17 protein-coding genes are annotated in these 19,267 nt (G+C 43.0%); 8 read left to right on the top strand and 9 right to left on the bottom strand.

The genetic code is table 11. The features are described 5' to 3' along the window. Positions 1-8: 8 nt before the first annotated feature. Positions 9-2,147, bottom strand: a complete 2,139-nt coding sequence (locus ABNE31_RS10660) for a S9 family peptidase (protein ID WP_349351111.1) — start codon at positions 2,145-2,147, stop codon at positions 9-11. A 102-nt stretch (positions 2,148-2,249) separates the two neighbouring features. On the opposite strand from ABNE31_RS10660, the gene ABNE31_RS10655 reads away from it, so the two are divergent. Continuing rightward, positions 2,250-2,576: a YbaB/EbfC family nucleoid-associated protein gene (locus tag ABNE31_RS10655; protein ID WP_179385593.1), complete on the top strand. Its 327-nt coding sequence runs from the start codon at positions 2,250-2,252 to the stop codon at positions 2,574-2,576. A 368-nt stretch (positions 2,577-2,944) separates the two neighbouring features. On the opposite strand, the gene ABNE31_RS10650 is transcribed toward ABNE31_RS10655, so the two are convergent. The 3 genes from ABNE31_RS10650 to ABNE31_RS10640 all read right to left on the bottom strand — a co-directional run bounded on the left by ABNE31_RS10650 (position 2,945) and on the right by ABNE31_RS10640 (position 6,877). After that, positions 2,945-3,238 (bottom strand): GIY-YIG nuclease family protein, encoded by a 294-nt coding sequence (locus tag ABNE31_RS10650; protein WP_179385594.1) that lies wholly within the window; start codon positions 3,236-3,238, stop codon positions 2,945-2,947. Positions 3,239-3,440: 202 nt separating this feature from the next. After that, positions 3,441-4,466: a GntG family PLP-dependent aldolase gene (locus tag ABNE31_RS10645; protein ID WP_349351110.1), complete on the bottom strand. Its 1,026-nt coding sequence runs from the start codon at positions 4,464-4,466 to the stop codon at positions 3,441-3,443. Between the two features lie 8 nt (positions 4,467-4,474). Beyond that, positions 4,475-6,877: a zinc-dependent metalloprotease gene (locus tag ABNE31_RS10640; protein WP_349351109.1), complete on the bottom strand. Its 2,403-nt coding sequence runs from the start codon at positions 6,875-6,877 to the stop codon at positions 4,475-4,477. 224 nt (positions 6,878-7,101) lie between these two features. Between ABNE31_RS10640 and prfB the strand changes: the two genes are divergently transcribed. The 4 genes from prfB (at position 7,102) to ABNE31_RS10620 (ending at position 11,695) form a co-directional block, all read left to right on the top strand. After that, a protein-coding gene (gene prfB, locus ABNE31_RS10635; protein ID WP_179385597.1) for a peptide chain release factor 2 occupies positions 7,102-8,203 on the top strand; the annotation gives its coding sequence in 2 pieces (ribosomal slippage) (positions 7,102-7,164 and positions 7,166-8,203; 1,101 coding nt in all). A gap of 9 nt (positions 8,204-8,212) precedes the next feature. Continuing rightward, positions 8,213-8,554, top strand: a complete 342-nt coding sequence (gene arsC, locus ABNE31_RS10630; protein WP_179385598.1) for an arsenate reductase (glutaredoxin) — start codon at positions 8,213-8,215, stop codon at positions 8,552-8,554. A gap of 68 nt (positions 8,555-8,622) precedes the next feature. Continuing rightward, entirely contained in the window at positions 8,623-9,111 is a 489-nt protein-coding gene (locus ABNE31_RS10625; RefSeq protein ID WP_349351108.1) for a hypothetical protein, read from the top strand. Between the two features lie 100 nt (positions 9,112-9,211). After that, entirely contained in the window at positions 9,212-11,695 is a 2,484-nt protein-coding gene (locus ABNE31_RS10620; protein ID WP_293284994.1) for a TonB-dependent receptor, read from the top strand. Positions 11,696-11,867: 172 nt separating this feature from the next. Here ABNE31_RS10620 and ABNE31_RS10615 read toward each other — a convergent pair whose 3' ends face one another. Continuing rightward, positions 11,868-12,041: a hypothetical protein gene (locus ABNE31_RS10615; RefSeq protein WP_293284996.1), complete on the bottom strand. Its 174-nt coding sequence runs from the start codon at positions 12,039-12,041 to the stop codon at positions 11,868-11,870. Between the two features lie 139 nt (positions 12,042-12,180). Between ABNE31_RS10615 and fumC the strand changes: the two genes are divergently transcribed. Beyond that, positions 12,181-13,578 (top strand): class II fumarate hydratase, encoded by a 1,398-nt coding sequence (gene fumC, locus ABNE31_RS10610; RefSeq protein WP_349351107.1) that lies wholly within the window; start codon positions 12,181-12,183, stop codon positions 13,576-13,578. An 80-nt stretch (positions 13,579-13,658) separates the two neighbouring features. Here the strand turns inward: fumC and ABNE31_RS10605 are convergent, their stop codons facing one another. Further along, on the bottom strand, positions 13,659-14,549 hold the full coding sequence (locus tag ABNE31_RS10605) for a hypothetical protein (RefSeq protein WP_179385602.1): 891 nt from the start codon (positions 14,547-14,549) through the stop codon (positions 13,659-13,661). 166 nt (positions 14,550-14,715) lie between these two features. On the opposite strand from ABNE31_RS10605, the gene ABNE31_RS10600 reads away from it, so the two are divergent. Beyond that, a complete protein-coding gene (locus ABNE31_RS10600) occupies positions 14,716-15,516 on the top strand; it encodes an MBL fold metallo-hydrolase (RefSeq protein WP_349351106.1) in 801 nt (266 codons plus the stop codon). Positions 15,517-15,587: 71 nt separating this feature from the next. Next, on the top strand, positions 15,588-16,262 hold the full coding sequence (locus ABNE31_RS10595) for a hypothetical protein (protein WP_349351105.1): 675 nt from the start codon (positions 15,588-15,590) through the stop codon (positions 16,260-16,262). A 15-nt stretch (positions 16,263-16,277) separates the two neighbouring features. On the opposite strand, the gene ettA is transcribed toward ABNE31_RS10595, so the two are convergent. The 3 genes from ettA to ABNE31_RS10580 all read right to left on the bottom strand — a co-directional run bounded on the left by ettA (position 16,278) and on the right by ABNE31_RS10580 (position 19,234). Beyond that, positions 16,278-17,969 (bottom strand): energy-dependent translational throttle protein EttA, encoded by a 1,692-nt coding sequence (gene ettA / locus ABNE31_RS10590; protein ID WP_179385605.1) that lies wholly within the window; start codon positions 17,967-17,969, stop codon positions 16,278-16,280. Positions 17,970-18,001: 32 nt separating this feature from the next. After that, complete coding sequence (locus ABNE31_RS10585; RefSeq protein WP_090297015.1) at positions 18,002-18,184, bottom strand: CAL67264 family membrane protein; 183 nt, start codon at positions 18,182-18,184, stop codon at positions 18,002-18,004. 66 nt (positions 18,185-18,250) lie between these two features. Then, complete coding sequence (locus ABNE31_RS10580; protein WP_349353044.1) at positions 18,251-19,234, bottom strand: Gfo/Idh/MocA family oxidoreductase; 984 nt, start codon at positions 19,232-19,234, stop codon at positions 18,251-18,253. Between the last annotated feature and the right edge of the window lie 33 nt (positions 19,235-19,267).

The following is a 19,267-nucleotide window of genomic DNA, read 5'->3' as shown; positions in this document are numbered from 1 at the left end:
TTTTATTTTTAAAGGGCTTTTCCTTCCAAGTCCAAAATGAAGGCATACTCCTTTGCTGTTTCCTTCAAGGCCTCAAAACGGCCCGATGCCCCGCCATGTCCTGCATCCATATTGGTATCCAAAAACAGGAGGTTGTTATCTGTTTTGTATTCTCTTAATTTAGCCACCCATTTGGCAGGTTCCCAGTACTGTACTTGGGAATCGTGCAAACCCGTGGATACGTACATATGCGGATACGCCTTGGCCTCCACATTATCGTATGGCGAATAGGATTTCATGTAATCATAATATTCCTTTTCGTTCGGATTACCCCATTCGTCGTACTCGCCCGTGGTCAATGGAATGGTATCGTCCAACATGGTGGTGACCACATCCACAAAAGGTACCGCAGCAATGATACCATGATAAAGTTCCGGCTCCATATTAATGATGGCTCCCATCAAAAGTCCACCGGCAGAACCACCCATGGCATATAAATGCTCGGAACTGGTATATTTTTGTTCTATCAAAAATTTACTGACATCAATAAAATCAGTGAAGGTGTTTTTTTTCTGCAATAATTTTCCATCCTCGTACCAAGGTCTTCCCAAATATTCGCCGCCACGCACGTGTGCGATGGCATAAATAAAGCCACGATCCAACAAACTCAATCGGATGGACGAAAAATACGGGTCCATGGTAGCTCCATAGGAACCATATCCATATTGCAACAACGGACTGGTACCATCCAAAGGAGTATCCTTGCGATAGATAATGGAAATGGGTACTTTTTTACCATCCCTTGCGGTAGCCCATAACCGCTCTGTTTTGTAGTTGTTTTTGTCGAATTTGCCTCCCAAGACTTCTTGCTGCTTCATCACAGTCTTGGTTCGTGTTTCCATGTCAAAATCAATAACGGCGTAAGGCTCGCCCATTTCATTGTAGTAATACCGAAGCACTTTGGTATCAAAATCCAAATTCACCGAAGGTCCTGCTACATAGGTTTCGCTTTCAAAAGGCAAATAATAACTGTCCGAACCGTCCCATTTGGCAATTTTCATTTGGCTGAGCCCGTTCCTGCGCTCGGTGACCACATAATAGTCCCTGAAAATTTCAACATCTTCCAACAATACCTCTTCATCATGCGGAATAAATTCTTCCCAATGTTCTGATGAGGTGTTGTTTTCACTCGTTTTCATCAATTTAAAGTTGGTCGCACCATCCCTATTCGTCAACACGTAAAAATCATCCTCAAAATGGGAAATGGAATATTCCACGCCTTTTTCACGTGGCGAAAACACCTTGAATTTTCCATTGGGATCATCGGCATCCAAAAAGCGATATTCGGAAGTAAGCGTACTACTGGAACCGATAACAATATAATCACGGGATTTGGTCTTGTACACAAAAGTGTTGTAAGTGGAATCCTTTTCGTGAAAAACCAGCTCATCTTCATCAGCTGAGGTACCCAAAACGTGCTTAAAAATTTTATCTGACCGTAGAGTTACCGGATCTTTTTTGGTGTAGAAAAGCGTTTTGTTATCATTGGCCCAGACGGAACTTCCGGTAGTGTTCTCAATGATATCCGGGAATATTTCGCCCGATTCCAAGTTCTTTATTTGAATATTGTATTGCCTTCTGGATATGGTATCCGTTCCAAAGGAAGCCAATTTGTTATCTGGACTGATGGAAACGCCCCGAAGGTTGAAATATTCGTGTCCTTCGGCCATTTGGTTGCAATCGAACAACAACTCTTCTTCGGCTTCCAAGCTCCCCTTTTTTCTGGAATAAATGGGATACTCTTTGCCTTCTTCGTAACGGGTAATGTACCAATAACCGTCCAATTGGTAGGGGACGGATTCATCATCTTCTTTGATTCGGGCCTTCATTTCCTGAAAAAGTTCCTCCTGGAATTTTTGGGTATGGGCGGTCATTTTTTGGAAATAGTCGTTTTCCGCATTCAGGTAATCGAGCACCTGTTGGTCTTCCCTATTGTTCATCCAATAGTAGTCATCGATTCTAACATCACCGTGTTTTTCGAGCTTTGTTGGATGCTTTGGGGCTACAGGCGGAGTAATATTCATGGCTTCGTCTTTGTTGTTCTTGCAAGCGGTGGCAAAAATAAGGCATAAAACCAGAACAGATATTCTTGAAATCATTTGTTTCATGGAAAGTGTTTTGGCCAATTTACTACTTTTGTCCTTACGTTTGACAAATAGTAAAACACGGCTTGTTTTGATAGTGAACGGACAAGCGAAAATTGTAAAGATATGTTTGGAGATTTAATGGGAATGATGGGCAAAATCAAGGAGACCCAAAAGAAAGTGGAAGCGACCAAGGAGCGATTGCATACGGTAATGATCGATGAGGCGTCCTCTGATGGATTGCTCAAAGTGACCTTGACGGCGAATCGTGAGATTAAATCCATTAGTATTGACGATTCTTTATTGGAAGACAAGGAACAACTTGAGGATTATTTGGTGTTAACCCTAAATAAAGCCATTGAAAAGGCTACTAAAATCAATGAAGCTGAATTGGCGGCTGTAGCCAAGGAAGGCATGCCCAACATTCCGGGAATGGATGCTTTTATGAAATAATCCTCGTGAGATATTAGTATTGAGACACTAGATTTTAGAATTCAGTCGTCCGTTCGAGTGTTTCCGAAGGAAATGTATCGAGAACCTTTGACTGCAACACTTTTTTAATAAAAAGAAAACAAATACACTTCTCGATACACTTTTGGCTTCGCCAAAACCACTCGAAGTGACAATTCAGCCCTATCATGTCAGTTCGAGTGTTTCCAAAGGAAACGTATCGAAAACTTTTTACTGCAACACTTTTTTGATCACAAGAAACCAAATACACTTCTCGATACACTTTTGGCTTCACCAAAACCACTCGAAGTGACAATTTAGCCCTATCATGTCAGTTCGAGTATTTCCGGAGGAAATGTATCGAGAACCAATCATTTTTTGAAGCTTTTCTTTGATAAATTAGGAAGTTTGTCAAATTCACCTGCTATTAAAGCTTGTTTTTTACTTTTAGACCACTTTTTTATTTGCTTTTCCGTGAGAATAGCTTTGTTCGGGTCTGTAAACTCACAATAATAAACCAATTCTACAGGTCTCCGGGAATACGTGTAGCTATTTTGATATTTTCCTTGTTGATGAGATTCCAACCTACCCGTTAAATCTGAAGTTATTCCAGTATAAAACGTATTGTCAGAGCATTGTAGGATATACACAAAATAGGTTATCATTATGGTTGCTAATTTCTCGATAGAATTTGGGACTTTCTAAAATAGTTAAAATAATCATTCCAAGAAATCGTGTCAGTTCGAGTGTTTCCAAAGGAAACGTATAGAGAACCTTTTACTGCAACACTTTTTTGATGACAAGGAAACAAATACACTTCTCGATACAATTTTGGCTGCGCCAAAACCACTCGAAGTGACCATACGATCATCCTATACTTTTCAAAACCTTTAAGAAATGCTGGTGCATGCCATCGGTGTAATCCAAATGGGTGACTATCCTCAGTTTGCCCTGACCCATCCCAATGATGGAGACCTTATGTTTGGTCAACTGCTCCAAAAATGCTTCGGATGACATTTTATGCTCGTTGATTTCAAAAATGATGATATTGGTCTCGATGGGCTCCACCTTTTTGATAAAATCCAGGGTCTGGAGTACCTCCCCTATTTCTTTCGCCTTTTGATGGTCTTCCGCTAGTCGGTCTATATTGTTGTCCAAAGCATAGATGCCTGCCGCCGCCAAATAGCCCGATTGGCGCATACCTCCCCCAAATACTTTTCGGATGCGAAGCGCTTTGTCGATATGGTCCTGACCCCCTACCAATACAGAGCCAACAGGGCACCCCATACCCTTGCTCAAACATACACTAATGGTATCGAACAACGAGCCGTAGGCTTTTGGGTCTTCTCCTTTTTTTACCAAAGCGTTCCAAAGTCGGGCACCATCCAGATGGTATTTTAGATTATGCTTATCACAAACGCTGCGGATTTTCCTCAATTCCTCAAAATCCCAACAGGCTCCGCCTCCTTTGTTGGTGGTATTCTCGATACAGACCAAAGTGGTCAATGGGCTGTGATAAAAATCTGGTGGATTGATGGAGGCTTCCACCTGTTCGGCTGTCATCATGCCGCGATGACCGTCCACCAACTTACAGGAAACCCCACTGTTGAAACTAACGCCTCCTCCCTCGTAATTATAGATATGGGCATACTTGTCACAAATCAGCTGATCTCCGGGCTGGGTATGTAGTTTTATTGCTGTTTGATTGGTCATAGTGCCACTGGGAAAAAAGAGCGCAGCTTCCATCCCGAAATAAGCGGCAACCTTGGTTTCCAATTCATTGACCGTAGGGTCGTTTTTAAACACATCATCCCCTACTTTTGCATTCATCATGGCCTCCAACATTCCTGCCGAAGGTCGAGTGACCGTGTCACTTATTAAGTTTATTTCCATAAAATTGTTTAGTCCATACAGTCCATTCCAATAGGTGACCCATCGGGTATTGTGGACACTGGAATAAGTTTGAATTCTGAAGGTTCTTTCATAAAGGCATCAATACGCCTTACCATTTCCGCTGAAATTGCATTTTTCCCATCTGTCAGCAATTGGGTCTTAAGATTGTCCAACGCTTCATTGGCGACGGCATTAACCTGTGGATGAACGGCATTGTGAGCCGCAAGATTCATTAGATGATATAACACCCTAAAATTAATGGTATGCTGAACTTCTTCTTCGTAGTCATCCCGATGCGAGCGATCTATGGTCGCTTTAATTGTTTCATCCAACACCTCCTTAAGTCCCATTTGATTTTTATCCAAACTCTTTTGCTGAATCAATCGGGAAGCCCGTTCTGGGTGCAACAATAATTCCAACGTCATGTCGGCCGCTGTCTCGGCCACAGAAAGTGCATCAAAACTAACGCCGGTGCGACCCTTGAAAGACTCTCTTGAACGGTCAAAACCGATGGCACGTGGCGGAAAGAGGTCCAGTTTATCCTTGGGTACCGCAATGACTTCGGCATCCAACGTTTTTAATATGGACTCCAAAGCTTTCTCCTGAACCGCTTGGTTAACTGGTTTTACCGGGGTTTGTCCACCTCCTTTTACGGCATAGTTATAATCCAATCCGCCGATGACTTTGGAAACTGCTTCGGTTTGGTACCTGTGGAAAAAGTAAATTGGTACGAATACATCTTCGAGTACCGAATACGTCTCTCCAGTCCTTATGTTGTCCACAGAAAAGTTTTGGATCGCCTTTTTCCGGATTTCCAACATTTTTTCCAGTTCTTCACTGGCAATTTTACCATTGTCCCACAAATGGGCCAAGGCGTGGGCACCTCCTTGTGGACGCGCATCCTGATCGGAAATATAGCGCAGTCCTTCCTGCTGTGCTTTCTCCAAAATAGCGTTCAGAGCTTCCTTCTCGTTGGTGCCACTTGGGAAATCGGAATAGGCATAGGCTACAGTTACTTTGTCCCACTCTCCAATACCGGTATCGTAGGCGTTTTCAAAACTGATGTCTCCTCCTTTGAGCTCAAATTGTGGATGTGGATAATCCATTACAGAAGCCCTATTATTGGTACTTGCCGCAAAGTTATGGGCAAACCCGAGGGTATGTCCTATCTCGTGTGCGGAGAGTTGGCGTATTCTTGCAAGGGCCAACTCCAACATGGGTTGATAATTATCATCCCTTTCCGCAAATGGTTGGTTCATCAAAGCTTGTGCGATCATAAAATCCTGACGGATTCGAAGACTTCCCAAGCTCACGTGACCTTTCAGGATTTCTCCTGTTCGTGGATCTACCACGCTGGCTCCATAGCTCCATCCCCTTGTGGAGCGGTGCACCCATTGCACTACATTGTAGCGAACATCAAGAGGGTCGGCATCATCGGGCAATATTTTCATTTGAAAGGCATCCTTATAGCCAGCAGCTTCAAAGGCCTGATTCCACCATTTTCCACCATCCAATAGTGCGGAACGTATGGGCTCCGGTGTCCCGTTATCCAAATAATAAATGATGGGCTCAACAGCTTCGCTAATTTCGGCATTGGGGTCTTTCTTTTGCAAACGGTGTCTTCTAATGAATCGCTTCACCAAGGATTCCTGAACCGGTGTCGCATAATCATAATACGAAAAAGGATAACCTCCACTTCGTGGGTCGTATTCCCTTTTTTCAAAATTTTCATCCGGTAATTCAATCAAGGAATGGTGCTGCGCCACGGTGACCAAGCTGGGCGTTGGTGTCACGGAACGTATCCATGCACCTTCTGGTTCGCCTTTAAAGGTAAGGGTAACATCGAACTCCACATTTTTTGGAAATGCCTTGGTACGGTCAAAGGCCCAAGCACTTTTGGATTTATCCAAGCTGTACGAACCCTGTTTGCCCCGTTTCAATCGGTTGGAAACCCCATGGGCATCGCGCATCAAAAAGTCCGTAAAATCTATGAGATAACTGCCCTTGGATTCCTCCACGATTTCAAATCCCTCCAAAATGGATTTGGCAAAAGCCTGCTCCACCGATTTTCTTTCCAGTTCATTATCGGTAATGGCCCGGAACTCCAAATTAGGCTGTACCAGTAGGAGTTTTTTGCCTGCCTTGCGGAAGAAAACCACCTGTTCGTTGCCCAACTGACCGCGATCTAGGCCAATATCATTACTGCCGATACCGCTACTGAGGGAATACACATATAAAAAATCCTTCTCCAGATTATCCACTTGCAGATAAATCTTGTCGGTGGAATCATCATAATAAAAATCAAAATAGCCCTTGAATTTCTGAAAATCCTTGGTCTTTTCGAATGTTTGGGCCCCGAGGGAGGCACAAATAAAGTAGCAAAGGGCGATGAGTGTAGTAGTGTTCTTCATGAGCTGGTTGAATTAGTGCCTTAAAAATATGGAAATCATTTTAAAATTCACCTGCCAAAAAATAGTACTGCGATTAAAAAGGGAAATTCATAAAATCTACCCTGCCCTATTGGAGATTTTTATTTTTTGTGACTTTACTGTTCCCTTTTTCTATTCGAATAGTATTGAAGATATCTTAAGGTCATGTGCCGAAAGAAACTTATTTTTACCTCAAAATAGATTACATGGTAACCACAGATCAGCAGAAAGATCTTATTGAGCGCCTTGGTGCGTTAAGGAGGTATCTTTGACATCGATGCCAAACGTATTGAAATAGAGAACGAGGAAGAAAAAACCCTCGCTCCCGGTTTTTGGGACAATCCGCAAGAAGCCCAAAAACAAATGCAGTCCATCAAATCCAAAAAGAAATGGGTAGAAGACTTTGAGGAGGCCAAAACTCTGGTCGGCGACCTTGAGGTCCTTATGGAGTTCCTACAAGCTGGGGAGGTTTCCGAAGAGGAGGTCTCCAAGCAGTTTGATAAGGCCACTGACGCCATTGAAAAATTGGAGTTCCGTAACATGCTTTCGGAAGAAGGTGATGAACTTACCGCCGTGCTTCAAATCACCGCTGGTGCCGGGGGAACGGAAAGTTGCGACTGGGCATCCATGCTCATGCGCATGTACATGATGTGGGCCGAAAAGAACGGTTATAAAATCAAAGAACTCAACTACCAAGAGGGTGATGTGGCGGGTATAAAAACGGTAACCCTTGAAATTGAAGGGGAATACGCCTTTGGGTGGCTAAAAGGAGAAAACGGGGTGCATCGTTTGGTGCGCATTTCCCCTTTTGATAGTAATGCGAAGAGACACACCTCCTTTGCATCGGTGTATGTGTACCCACTAGTGGACGACAGCATTGAAATTGAGGTGAATCCTTCCGAAATCGAAATCACAACGGCACGTTCCAGTGGTGCGGGCGGACAAAATGTGAACAAGGTGGAAACCAAGGTGCAGTTGGTGCACAAACCTACCGGAATCCAAATATCCTGTTCCGATTCCCGTTCGCAACACGATAACAGGGCAACGGCCATGAAAATGCTGAAATCGCAGCTCTATGAAATCGAACTGCGCAAAAAGCAAGAGGCCCGGGCCGAAATCGAATCCTCTAAAATGAAGATTGAATGGGGATCGCAGATTCGTAACTACGTGATGCATCCGTACAAATTGGTAAAGGATGTGAGAACCGGGGAAGAGACCGGTAATGTGGATGCCGTCATGGATGGCGATCTAGATGCATTTTTAAAGGCCTATTTAATGATGATGGGGCAAAAAGAAGAACAAGATTAAAATAAAGACATGATTAAGATTTATCATAATCCAAGATGTAGAAAGTCCCGAGAAGGTCTGGCCATTTTGGAAAAGTCAGGCAAGGCATTTGAAGTGGTCAAATATCTAGATGATGTACCCAGTAAAGAGGAGCTGAAAACCTTGATTGCGTATCTGGGCATTGCTCCAATTGACCTAGTTCGAAAAACCGAGGCGATTTGGAAGGAAAAGTTCAAGGGAAAAACGTTGACGGACGAGGAAGTGATCACAGCGATGGCAGAAAATCCAAAACTGATTGAACGACCCATTGTTGTAAATGGAAAAAAAGCGGTTGTTGGCAGACCGCCAGAGAACATTTCCAACTTACTATGAGCTTGATAGCCAGTTACATTTAACACCGTTTCCACGGGTTTTTTCAACCTAAATACTATCTTTATCCCATGAAAAGAAAACAAATCCTCTTCTACATTACTCTTTTGACGGGTATGCTTTGTGTAAACGATTTGTCCGCGCAATTTGGCTATGGGTCGCCTTATGGCAACCGCAGTATGTACGGCAGGGGCAGAACCTCAATACCCCAAGCGGGACCTGTGGAAACCCAAAAGGAGGAGACACCCCCAACAGCAGAAGAAATTGTGGATTCGCAAATGCCTTCCATCACGGAAGCCCTTGAATTGGACCCTTTTGAACAGGCCGTGGTACGCACCTCATTGGTTCAATCCGTACAACAACGTATCGAACTTCAAATATTGCAATTGGAACCTCTTAAAATGAAAGAAGAGGTAGAAAAAATCAAAAGGCGCCAAGATGCGGAACTGAAGGCCGGACTTCCCGAAGATAAATTCGAGGCCTTTATGGAACTACAGGAAAACCAATTCAAGGCCAAGAGGAAAAAGAAGAGAAAAAAGGACAAAAAAGACAAGGGTTAACAATTCTTTAAGGTCATTCGCAGGCTCAATTCCGTTGTTGAGGGATTAATATTTTATGTGCATTTATTTTCTGTCAATTTTGTGGCATAAAAATCAAACTATGCACAGGATATTTATCCCGTTATTGCTTCTGACCCTTACCACTTTTCAAAGTGTAGCACAGCAAAATCAATCATCCATTACCCTTTCTGGGAAGGTTGTCGATTCCGAATCAGGTCAACCCTTGGAGTATGCCACCTTTGTGCTGCAAAATGCGGACAGTCCAGATCAAGTTACCGGAGGTATTACCGACCTTTCGGGTGAGTTTGAAATCGAAACTGCTCCCGGTAAATACAATATTCGTGTAGAATTCATTTCCTACAAAACCTATTCCCTTCAAGCACAAACCTATAATTCAGATACCAACTTGGGCACTATCACCCTATCGCCAGATGTGGCACAACTGGCAGAGGTAGAAGTAGTAGGTGAAAAAACCACTGTTGAGGTGCGGTTGGACAAAAAAGTATATAACATAGGTAAGGACATCACCACTAGCGGTGGTAACGTCAGTGATGCACTCGGGAACATTCCTTCGGTGTCTGTTGATGTTGAAGGAGGCATCAGCCTTCGTGGAAATGATAACGTACGTATTCTTATCAACGGTAAGCCATCTGCCTTGGCAGGTTTTGGGTCTACCGATATATTACAGCAACTACCTGCCGACGCCATTGAAAAGGTCGAAGTAATTACCAGTCCTTCGGCCCGTTATGATGCAGAGGGTACGGCAGGTATTCTTAACATTGTCCTTAAAAAGGAGAAAACCCTTGGAATCAATGGTTCCATCAATGCAACTATTGGTGATCCGTTGAATGCCAGGGTAACCTCCAATTTTAATATTCGGACAGAAAAATTCAATATTTTCAATACGCTGGGATACTTTAAAAGAAAACCCCCAGGAAATGGATTTTTCGACAACAGATATTTGACCGACTTAAGTGATTTTGACCGAATCATTGAAGACAGGGACATCAACCGCGATGATAATGGTTTGAGCCTGAACATTGGAATGGAGTATTTTTTAACCGAGAAGTCTTCCGTAACCGGTAGTTTTTTCTACCGATGGTCCGATGAGAACGATTTGACCGAAAACGACAACCAACGTTTTATGGACGGCGAATTGAGCAGCAGAACCTTTAGGACCGAAAATCAGCTTGAAAACGACAATAGTTATCAAGTATCCTTCAACTACACCAACCGTTTTAATGATGATGGGCACGAATTGACGGCAGACTTTCAATATTCGTATGATGATGAAGATGTACTGACAGAAATCCAAGAAAGCAATATCGTACCCAACACGGATTTGTTGGCACGGGAAAATATTTACGAAATCCAGACCCAAGATGATATTTTGGCCCAAATCGATTATGTGTTGCCTATGGGCGATGCACAATTTGAGGCAGGTTACCGCGGTACGTTTGAAAAAGAGGTGAGCGATTTTCAGTTGGACACCTTGAACATTGGAACAGGTGAATTTGCAACCAACAGGGATTTGACCAACATCTTTACCTATCGCGAAAACGTAAACGCCATTTACACCCAATACGGAAACAAGTATGGTAAAATTTCGATGTTGCTTGGTCTTCGTTTGGAAAACACAGAGCTTATTGGTAGCGTGGATTCCACTATTGATGGCGAGGCCCTGCAGGAAATTGTGGGCCAAGATGTTGATTTGAATTTTGATAAGAATTACTTAGGACTTTTTCCAACAGTGAACCTTATCTATGAAATTTCAAAAACTGAAAATATCTCGCTGGGTTACAACCGTAGGATCAATAGGCCAAGAGGTTGGTTTATCAATCCATTCCCTTCCCGTTCGAGTAGGACCAATGTTTTTCAGGGTAACCCAGACTTGGACCCAGCCTTTGCCAATGCATTTGATTTGGGATATTTGAAGCGTTGGAAAAAATTGACCCTTACCACATCGGTGTATTATCAGAGAGAAACCAATTCCTTTGAGCGTATACAGGAGGAGACCGGGGAAATCACTTCGGACGGTATCCAAATAATTCGTTCGGTTCCCATTAACCTTTCCACCAACGAACGTATTGGTGCCGAAGCGGGAGCTATTTACAACCCTGCTAAATGGTGGCGCATAAACGGAAGCTTTAACTTTTTCACGTTTAGTTCCGAAGGAACTTTTAATGGAGTGGATTTTGGGGCAGAGAACACCAGCTGGTTTGCAAGAATGAGCTCCAAATTTACTTTGCCCAAGAAAATAGACCTTCAGTTGAACTCTTTTTACATGGGTCCCACACAAAATGCCCAAACGGAGAACAAGGGTATGTTCTCCCTTAACTTGGCCATTAGTAAAGATTTGTTCAAGGATAACGCAACCGTTTCCTTAAATGTCAGCGATGTTTTTAACACCAGAAAGCGAATGTCGTTTACGCAGACCCCTACTTTTACCTCCGATAGTGAATTTCAATGGAGACAAAGGCAGGTGAACCTATCCTTTATTTACAGATTTAACCAACCAAAGGAACAACGTCGTCGCGGAGAGGACAGACAAGGTGGAGGTGATGATGATGAGGGACAATATTAAGAAACGGTAGAGTTCCCCCGAAACTTGAACAGGAAAAGCAGCCGAATGGCTGCTTTTTTATTTTGTCACTCCGTACATGAACCCAAACTATAGGGCAAAAAAATAGCCTTCGATCATACGAAAGCTAAATAGTGGATAAAAAAAAGGAGCCAATTGGCTCCTTAGATATATTTTATTCTTCGAGTTGGGCACGTTTGGCCTCTCGTCTTTCTTTGAACATTTCCCTAAGGTTTCCAATCAACCAGTAAGGAACCACAAAGGTCAATAGGAATATCATCAACCAAAAACCGATTGTCAAAATTGTTAGAAACGCTAAAAAACCTAAATACTGGTCAAATTCGAACATCTTTACTCCTTTTGTTTTAACAAAGATACTTTCTTCTTATCAAAAAAAGCAAATGCTAGGGCAAAAAAAGTGTATTTATTGCCATCAATTACCATATAAATACCCGATATCCTACCTTTGTGAAACAAAATTTTAAACTATGGGTTTTAGGATTGAAAAAGATACGATGGGCGAGGTAAAAGTACCCGCCGACAAATACTGGGGAGCCCAAACGGAGCGTTCCCGCAACAACTTTAAAATTGGCCCCCCTGCATCCATGCCCTTGGATGTGGTTTATGGTTTTGCCTATCTGAAGAAAGCGGCCGCTTTTACCAACCACGAATTGGGCGTGTTGAGCCAAGAAAAAAGGGATTTGATTGCGCAAGTATGCGACGAAATACTCGAAGGCAAACATGATGACCAGTTCCCATTGGTTATTTGGCAAACTGGTTCGGGTACCCAAAGCAACATGAACGTAAACGAAGTGATTGCCAATCGCGCTCATGAAATTGCGGGTAAGAAAATCGGGGAAGGCGAAAAAACCATCCAGCCCAATGATGATGTGAATAAAAGTCAGTCCTCCAATGATACCTTCCCTACGGGAATGCATATCGCAGCCTACAAAAAAATAGTGGACGTCACCATTCCCGGGGTAGAACAATTAAGAGATACGTTGCAGAAAAAATCCGAGGAATTCAAGGATGTGGTAAAGATTGGAAGGACCCATTTGATGGATGCCACTCCCCTAACCTTGGGACAAGAGTTTTCGGGCTATGTTTCCCAATTGAACCATGGCTTGAAAGCTTTGAAAAATACACTTCCCCATTTGAGCGAATTGGCTTTGGGCGGTACTGCGGTAGGTACGGGCCTAAACACCCCTAAAGGTTATGATGTTCTCGTTGCCAAATATATTGCCGAGTTTACTGGAAAACCATTCGTTACTGCTGGAAACAAATTTGAGGCGTTGGCCGCGCACGATGCCATCGTGGAAAGTCATGGTGCCTTAAAACAACTAGCGGTTTCTTTGAACAAAATTGCGAATGATATCCGTATGATGGCCTCTGGGCCTCGTTCCGGTATCGGGGAAATCATTATTCCTGCCAACGAACCCGGAAGTTCCATTATGCCCGGAAAGGTGAACCCTACCCAATGTGAGGCATTGACAATGGTCTGTGCACAGGTGATGGGGAACGATGTGGCCATTTCCGTTGGTGGTACGCAAGGACATTACGAACTGAATGTTTTTAAACCGATGATGGCTGCCAATATTTTGCAATCTGCCCAATTATTGGGCGATGCCTGCGTAAGTTTTGATGAAAACTGTGCCGCCGGTATTGAACCCAACCACGAGACCATTAAAACCTTATTGAACAACTCTTTGATGTTGGTAACTGCCCTTAACACCAAAATCGGGTACTATAAAGCGGCCGAAATTGCCAACACCGCCCATAAAAATGGCACTACCTTAAGGGAAGAGGCCGTTAACCTTGGATATGTGACCCCAGAGGAATATGATGAATGGGTGAAGCCCGAAGATATGGTAGGCAGTCTTAAATAGAGAAATGCCAATCTTAAAAATAGAAAAAAGGCCCGTCCAAAATTGGACGGGCCTTTTTATTTATGGTGATAGTGTGTTTACTATTTCAATTCGAAGCTAGATGTACCCAATAGTTTCAATTGGTTGTCATACACATTTACCATGTAGTTTCCTTCTTGGAAATCACCACTTGGCTTGTTAATGTAGTCACATACATCCAACGCATCGTTCTCGTAGTAGAAGTTGGTTCCTTTGCTGTAGGTTAAGGAGTTACCTTCTTCTGTAGTCTTGGTCAAACCTTCACCCAGTACATTACCTTGTGGCCCAAGAACTTCAATGTAGAATTCTCTGTCACCAGCCTCAGCGATTACGTTATCGGCAATGGTAAAGCAAACTTTAAATTTATCGGTAGCTCTGGCTCTTCTGGTAGAAACCAATTTACCGCTGTTTCTTTCTTTAATGGCATCAACGCTGATGGTGCTCAGGTTAAGCGCAGAACCTCTTTCCACGGCATCGGCCAATTGAGTGTTCTGGATGATCAAAGAATCGTTGAAAACGGTTTGTTGCTCCAATTCGGCAAAAGTACTGTCTCTTTGCATGGCCAACAAGCTGTTGGACTGTGTCAAGGAATCAACTTGCTTTAACAGCTTCTCTCTTTCAGCTTTAAGCACGCTCACTTGTCTTCTATATCTTGAAAGTGTAGCGATGTCTGCCTTCATGCTGCTTACAGAATCAATATACTTTGCGATGTTGTCCCTAGCGGCAACCAACTCTTCGTTGGTAGCGTTGCTCTCCAAAATTGCTTTGTCGTACTCAGACTTCAAATTGTTCAAATCCTCTACAACCAATTCCTTCTCTTGGGTAAGGGCTTGTGTAGTTTTCTTTTTATCTTGGTACAGACTTACCGTGTAAATAATAGTTCCCAAAAGAACTACACCCAACAGACCAGCAATTACTTTCAATCCGTTATTGTTATTTTTTGTTTCAGTCATAACTTTTTGTTTTAATTGATTTTGCGTTTAAGGTTTTTTAATCAATCATGTTCAGTTTATATACGCATAGTATTTTGGTTTGGACTATTTGGATGAAATATTCTTTGAAAAAAATTACAATTCTCTCCGTAATCCCTTATTTTTAAGGGTATCTAAAAAAATAAAGATGAAAAGAAAATTCTTGATTACAGCCACAGCATTGCTCCTTGTTCTGAATTCCTGTAAGGAGAAAACCGAAAAAAAGGACTCCTCCACCGAAATGGAAGAAACGGTCACTGAAATGACGACCACTACGGACCCTGCCAAAATCACGCCTATTGAACATGCCACTGCTGTAATCGAGTGGGACGGACATACCATATATATAGACCCTGTTGGTGGCGAAGCTGCTTTTGAAGGGCAACCATCACCAAATATGATATTTATTACGGATATACACGGTGACCACTTTAATCCCGAAACCCTTAACGCACTAAATCTGGAAGGGGTGCAAATTATTGCTCCCGAAGCTGTGAAAATGCAAATGGAGGAAAACCTCTCATCCAAAACCACTGTTATCAATAATGGTGAAACCAAGCAAATGGCAGGGTTCACAGTAAAGGCCATTCCCATGTACAACCTTCGTGAAGAAGCCAAAGACTTTCACGTGAAAGGCAGAGGAAATGGCTATGTCTTTACGTTCGGTGATGAACGCATCTACTTTTCGGGCGATACGGAAGATATTCCAGAAATGCGCGCATTGGAAAATATCGACAAAGCCTTTGTATGCATGAACCTTCCCTACACCATGACCGTGGAAAGCGCTGCGGATGCCGTGTTGGAGTTCAAGCCGGACCAAGTGTATCCGTATCACTTTAGGGGAAGACCGGAGGTGAGCGATGTGGAAAAATTTAAAACGCTGGTAAACCAGGGTGACTCCTCCATTGAAGTGGTGCAATTGGACTGGTACCCGAACGAAGATTACTAATCAAATGAAATAATGTCCTAACTTCACCGTTAGCATTACGAACTTAACAACCAAATCAAATACACTTTAATATGGTTCCCAAATCCCATGTTCTAGTAGTTTTTGTGCTGATTTTTGCGGCACAGGCTACCTACGCCCAATGTGATAATTTCTATTCAAAAGTTACCTATGCGCTGAGCCATGGCAAAAAAGCGATGGAAGCCACCAACTTTGAACATCAAATGTATTATGCCGAAAGAGCTTTGACAGCTTTGGAAAAATCAGAAGATTTTATGGCGGAATGCAATTGTAACAAAGCCAAGAACAAAACCTTGGATGCTATGGAAACTTTGGACAAGGCCGTTGAACCGATTGATTGGGAAGCTGGTCGATTCTTTACCAAAAAGGCCGTTGGCGAAATCAATGAATTGATTACCATCATCGATGAATGCACTCTCGGTACTTCCAGCACTGTTGAAGAAACCGTAAGTTTTTCGGATGAAACCGAAGATGGAGAGCCAACCACCGAAACAGCTTCCGTGGCCGCGATGGAAATGGAAATGATCAAAGTCTTTGAAAAACACGCCGATGACAAGCTCAAATCTGCGGAACAAGCCATTGACCAATTGATAGAACTTTCCAATTCCATTGGTCCGACTGCTGCTGGGGAAGACCCGAACAGTTTATCGGCGCATCAAAGAGCTTATCTTGAAAAAGCCAAAAGATTATTGGAGGAAGGCATCAAAAATCTCGGTAGAGCAGAATAATTCCTCCATTTTCATTTAACGAATCAATTTTTTGTACTTGATACGCTTGGGCATAATATCTGTTCCCAAGCGTTTCTTTTTGTTCTCCTCATAATCTGAGAACGAACCTTCAAAGAAATACACTTGCGAGTCGCCTTCAAAAGCAAGAATGTGGGTACAAATCCTATCCAAGAACCATCTGTCGTGGGAAATGATCACGGCACAACCCGCAAAATTTTCCAAACCTTCTTCCAAGGCACGTAATGTGTTTACATCCAAATCATTGGTGGGCTCATCCAACAGCAATACGTTCCCCTCCTCTTTTAGGGTCATCGCCAAATGCAAACGGTTACGTTCCCCTCCCGAAAGCATGTTTACTTTCTTGTTCTGTTCGCTTCCGGAAAAGTTAAAACGGCTTAGGTAGGCTCTTGAATTCACTTGCTTCCCTCCCATCATAATCAGTTCCTGACCATCGCTGAAGTTTTCCCAGATGGTTTTTTCAGGATCTATATTGGAATGGGACTGGTCTACGTAGGCCAACTTAGCGGTATCCCCAACAATAAATTCTCCTTTATCAGGAGTTTCTTCACCCATGATCATTCTAAAAATGGTAGTCTTTCCCGCTCCATTGGGCCCAATAATACCCACAATGCCCGCCTGTGGTAGTTTAAAATTGAGATTTTCGTACAGCAATTTATCGCCAAATGCCTTGCTGACATCCTTTGCCTCGATAACATTGGTACCTAAACGGGGGCCATTAGGAATGTAAATCTCCAACTTCTCCTCCATCTGTTTTTGGTCTTGGCTAAGGAGTTTGTCGTAATTGTTCAAACGGGCCTTTTGTTTGGCCTGTCTTCCCTTCGCTCCTTGGCGCACCCACTCTAGCTCTCGTTCCAAAGTTTTTTGACGCTTGCTTGCCTGTTTGCTCTCTTGCTCCAAGCGTTTGGCCTTTTGGTCCAACCAACTCGAGTAGTTTCCTTTCCATGGGATTCCTTCACCTCGGTCGAGTTCCAAAATCCATCCCGCTACGTTATCCAGGAAATAACGGTCGTGGGTCACGGCGATTACCGTTCCTTTATATTGTGCCAAGTGATGTTCCAACCAATGTACCGATTCGGCATCCAAGTGGTTGGTAGGCTCATCCAATAGCAAAACATCGGGTTCTTTCAACAGCAAACGGCAAAGGGCCACCCTTCTACGCTCACCACCAGAGAGTACACTGATTTTTTTATCTGATTCTGGGGTACGGAGCGCATCCATGGCGATCTCCAACTTCGTATCCAACTCCCATGCATTGGAGGCATCAATTTGGTCTTGCAGGGCCGCCTGCTTGTCCATCAACTTTTGCATCTTGTCCGGGTCCTCGTACACCTCTGGCAGACCGAACATATCGTTGATTTTGTTGTATTCGTCCAAAATGGCAACGGTTTCGGCAACGCCTTCCTTCACCACCTCGAGTACGGTCTTGTTTTCATCCAATTGTGGTTCCTGTTCCAAGTATCCGACGGAATACCCAGGAGAGAAGACCACATCGCCCTGATAGTTCTTATCTACCCCGGCAATGATTTTCAACAAGGTGGATTTACCCGAACCATTGAGACCCAAAATCCCGATCTTGGCCCCGTAGAAAAAACTTAGGTAAATATTTTTGAGTACAGGGGTGTTGGCCGATTTATAGGTCTTGGTTACCCCAGACATGGAAAAAATGACTTTCTTATCGTCTGACATCTACTTTAAATTAAATTGTTTGTGAAAAGAGGCTAAACTCGGCCTTTAAGGGCATTGAATACCCATGCTACGGCAAAAAAACCTATTCCTACGGCAGCGAAACCATATCCTGCCACTTCATCATACTTAAACGCTCCAAGTGCAATCATTCCCAAGCCGACCAAAATCATGATCCAAGTTGCGTAGGCCAGCACTGTATTCTTATTCATTCCCATTGTGTATATTTCTGAAGAGGTTCAAATATCGGAAAAATCGGGATAATGTAAAGTTATTATTAAGGATTATGTTTCAAAAGGAAAGCTTACTCCGCATTTATTCCGTACACTGTCCAACAACTCAGCCAAATCCAAGCTGTTTTGATGTGACCAAAGGTCACTTTCTATGGTATTCTTCCGCAAACATTGGTGCACTTCCAAGATCTCGTAGTAATACCCGATGCCTTTTAAAGGAAGGTCAACCTTGGAACTTTCATCATTTTGAATGAAGGTATATCCATCCGCCTCATGCCATCTGGGATTTAAGTGTACTTGTCCCTTTGTGCCCGAAATTTCTGCCTCCATTTTGGAATTGCTGGTAAAACCGCTGTAGAGGATGGATTGTGCATTTGGATAATCAAAAATCATACTGGTCTGGAGTTCGGTACCATTCTTATGAAACTTGGCCTTTGCCATAATTTCAGTGGGCATCCCCAACAACAGATAGGATAGGAAAATGGGATAAATTCCAATATCCAACAAAGTCCCTGAAGCAAGATTGGGATTGAGCAATCGTGAATCTTCATCCCTATCCAAAGCATAGAAAGCAAAATCGGCATGAATGTACTTAAGGTCTCCTATTTCGCCTGCATCCACCATTTGTTTCAATTTCTGAATGGATGGATTAAAACGTGACCACATGGCTTCCATCAAAAAAGCCCTATGTTTTTTTGAAGCTTCGACTTGCGCTTCCACCTCTGCCCTATTCACACCGAGCGGTTTTTCACATAGTACCCCAATACCGTGTTGCAATGCTTTTATAGATAATTCTTTATGGAAATTATGTGGGGTGGCCACGTACACCACATCAACCGTACCGGATTCAAACAGTTCGTCATAACTGCCAAAGCTATGCTTGGCGCCATATTCGTTAGCGAATTCTTGAGCCCGTTCCAGAGATCGGGAAGCCACGGCCGTAAGTTCGGCATCATCGACCAACAAAAGGTCCGAAACAAATTTTCTTGCAATTTTTCCTGGGCCTACAATGCCCCATCGTATTTTGGTATCCATATAGTTCAAAAGTAATGATTATAACTCCTTATC

This window comes from Flagellimonas sp. MMG031 (assembly GCF_040112705.1).
Classification (GTDB): Bacteria; Bacteroidota; Bacteroidia; order Flavobacteriales; family Flavobacteriaceae; genus Flagellimonas.
Note: the sequence above shows the minus strand (reverse complement) of the source record. Positions and strands in the feature narration are given on the sequence as shown.

Bases quoted from the DNA above. Each gene is read 5' to 3' on its own strand.
- ABNE31_RS10660 (WP_349351111.1), bottom strand. From the start codon at position 2,147: ATGAAACAAATGATTTCAAGAATATCTGTTCTGGTTTTATGCCTTATT.
- ABNE31_RS10655 (WP_179385593.1), top strand. From the start codon at position 2,250: ATGTTTGGAGATTTAATGGGAATGATGGGCAAAATCAAGGAGACCCAA.
- ABNE31_RS10650 (WP_179385594.1), bottom strand. From the start codon at position 3,238: ATGATAACCTATTTTGTGTATATCCTACAATGCTCTGACAATACGTTT.
- ABNE31_RS10645 (WP_349351110.1), bottom strand. From the start codon at position 4,466: ATGGAAATAAACTTAATAAGTGACACGGTCACTCGACCTTCGGCAGGA.
- ABNE31_RS10640 (WP_349351109.1), bottom strand. From the start codon at position 6,877: ATGAAGAACACTACTACACTCATCGCCCTTTGCTACTTTATTTGTGCC.
- arsC (WP_179385598.1), top strand. From the start codon at position 8,213: ATGATTAAGATTTATCATAATCCAAGATGTAGAAAGTCCCGAGAAGGT.
- ABNE31_RS10625 (WP_349351108.1), top strand. From the start codon at position 8,623: ATGAAAAGAAAACAAATCCTCTTCTACATTACTCTTTTGACGGGTATG.
- ABNE31_RS10620 (WP_293284994.1), top strand. From the start codon at position 9,212: ATGCACAGGATATTTATCCCGTTATTGCTTCTGACCCTTACCACTTTT.
- ABNE31_RS10615 (WP_293284996.1), bottom strand. From the start codon at position 12,041: ATGTTCGAATTTGACCAGTATTTAGGTTTTTTAGCGTTTCTAACAATT.
- fumC (WP_349351107.1), top strand. From the start codon at position 12,181: ATGGGTTTTAGGATTGAAAAAGATACGATGGGCGAGGTAAAAGTACCC.
- ABNE31_RS10605 (WP_179385602.1), bottom strand. From the start codon at position 14,549: ATGACTGAAACAAAAAATAACAATAACGGATTGAAAGTAATTGCTGGT.
- ABNE31_RS10600 (WP_349351106.1), top strand. From the start codon at position 14,716: ATGAAAAGAAAATTCTTGATTACAGCCACAGCATTGCTCCTTGTTCTG.
- ABNE31_RS10595 (WP_349351105.1), top strand. From the start codon at position 15,588: ATGGTTCCCAAATCCCATGTTCTAGTAGTTTTTGTGCTGATTTTTGCG.
- ettA (WP_179385605.1), bottom strand. From the start codon at position 17,969: ATGTCAGACGATAAGAAAGTCATTTTTTCCATGTCTGGGGTAACCAAG.
- ABNE31_RS10585 (WP_090297015.1), bottom strand. From the start codon at position 18,184: ATGGGAATGAATAAGAATACAGTGCTGGCCTACGCAACTTGGATCATG.
- ABNE31_RS10580 (WP_349353044.1), bottom strand. From the start codon at position 19,234: ATGGATACCAAAATACGATGGGGCATTGTAGGCCCAGGAAAAATTGCA.